The organism is Psychromonas ossibalaenae ATCC BAA-1528 (assembly GCF_000381745.1).
Classification (GTDB): Bacteria; Pseudomonadota; Gammaproteobacteria; order Enterobacterales; family Psychromonadaceae; genus Psychromonas; species Psychromonas ossibalaenae.
Genome location: NZ_KB907069.1, coordinates 1 through 1,495 on the forward strand (window position 1 = coordinate 1; position 1,495 = coordinate 1,495).

Consider the following 1,495-nt stretch of genomic DNA (forward strand, 5'->3'; position numbering starts at 1 on the left):
AAAAAAAAGATGGCAGCACTAGATGATGGCTATCGCTCAGCCCTTTTAGAATCAGGGATTAAAATGCGCTAGCCGTGCCACTTCAAGCTTCTTGGCGTAAGTAGTCTTTCCAGCCCCGGCCTGTCCACAAATTAGATGAAGAGTTCCACTCATATAATTAGCCCCTGATAATTTTTGATTGATGTTAAGGTGTAGAGCGCCGCAATAAGTGGCAAAAAGTAGTTGGCTATACTTTGTGAGGTACGAACAAAAGCCAACTACTTTTTGTCCGACTTAATTGCCTTGTTATATTTTTTATACCATAATCCAATATATATTGGTACAAGCTAAAAGGGTAAAATTATGGCTAAAAATACTAGCGTTACTTTAGGCGATCACTTTGATCAATTTATACACCAACAACTACACTCTGGTCGTTATGGCTCAGCAAGTGAAGTAGTTAGAGCTGGCTTACGAGCTTTAGAAGACCAAGAAGCCAAACTACATAATTTACGAAGCATGTTAGTTCAAGGCGAACAAAGTGGCACCGTTGACTATAACTACGACTCTTTAATCGCTGAACTTGATAAAGATAACCACTAATGAACAAGTTTGTATTATCAGCTAAAGCAAAATCTGATCTAGTTAAAATTGCAAAGTACACCCAAGCGACTTGGGGGAAAATTCAACGAAATGACTACTTAAAAGTATTAGATAGCTCATTTCAATTATTAGCAGACGAACCCGATATCGGAATCCAGTGTAATTACATCAGAGAAGGATATAGCAAGTATCCTCAAGCTAGCCATGTAATTTATTATAAAGAGCACAAAGAAAATCAGATACTTATTGTTCGCATTTTACATAAAAGCATGGATGTAAACCGGGCTCTATGAGAAAAATATAACGTCGCCATAAACGGCTAAAAATAGCTGGCTATACTTTGTGAGGTACGAACAAAAGCCAGCTGTTTTTTGTGTTCTTCCTGATCTTCCTGATCTTCCTGATCTTCCTGATCTTCCTGATCTTCCCCCGATTTAATGGCCTTGTATACATATTTTTAACCAAGTAATTAAATACGATCTTCTTGCTTAAATGTAATTGATACAACTATATTATTTTCTACAGTAACTACGACAATATATAAACCGCCAATTGACCCATTCAGCTTATACATTAATACTTCACGATTTACTGGATTATCTCCTTGGCCATTATCTATTGCTACTCGTTCAACACCCTGATAAATAGGTGTACCAGCAAGTGCAATTATTTCAGATTTACTTTTGCCAACAGATAAAATATTGCCATTTTCTAATCGAAAACTATTTTTTGCACTTACAGCTGTAGAGAAAAGTAATACTAATACTAATATTGGAAGGTTAAACTTTTTCATAATGGTACTCTCAACCTGTGAATGTGTAATCGTGGTAGAGTGATCTGTTACCAGACCGACCCCACACAGATCCGGACGTGCGGAACTACCGCATCCGGCTCTTCAGTTATATATTCGCTC

The 1,495-nt window shown here is 37.2% G+C and carries 3 protein-coding genes; 2 read left to right on the forward strand and 1 reads right to left on the reverse strand.

What is annotated here, in order from left to right:
- Positions 1–342 precede the first annotated feature (342 nt).
- Together G327_RS0123615 and G327_RS0123620 are read left to right on the forward strand one after the other, a co-directional pair.
- A complete protein-coding gene (locus tag G327_RS0123615) occupies positions 343–582 on the forward strand; it encodes a type II toxin-antitoxin system ParD family antitoxin (RefSeq protein WP_019617274.1) in 240 nt (79 codons plus the stop codon).
- On the forward strand, positions 582–875 hold the full coding sequence (locus G327_RS0123620) for a type II toxin-antitoxin system RelE/ParE family toxin (protein WP_019617275.1): 294 nt from the start codon (positions 582–584) through the stop codon (positions 873–875). Before G327_RS0123615 ends, G327_RS0123620 begins: the two co-directional genes overlap by 1 nt.
- A 176-nt stretch (positions 876–1,051) precedes the next feature.
- On the opposite strand, the gene G327_RS0123625 is transcribed toward G327_RS0123620, so the two are convergent.
- Positions 1,052–1,375, reverse strand: coding sequence for a hypothetical protein (locus G327_RS0123625; RefSeq protein ID WP_019617276.1), 324 nt, complete (start codon positions 1,373–1,375; stop codon positions 1,052–1,054).
- Positions 1,376–1,495 lie beyond the last annotated feature (120 nt).

What these genes read in the sequence shown, in the direction of transcription:
- G327_RS0123615 (WP_019617274.1), top strand. Translation starts at nt 343, where the DNA reads ATGGCTAAAAATACTAGCGTTACTTTAGGCGATCACTTTGATCAATTT.
- G327_RS0123625 (WP_019617276.1), bottom strand. Translation starts at nt 1,375, where the DNA reads ATGAAAAAGTTTAACCTTCCAATATTAGTATTAGTATTACTTTTCTCT.
- G327_RS0123620 (WP_019617275.1), top strand. Translation starts at nt 582, where the DNA reads ATGAACAAGTTTGTATTATCAGCTAAAGCAAAATCTGATCTAGTTAAA.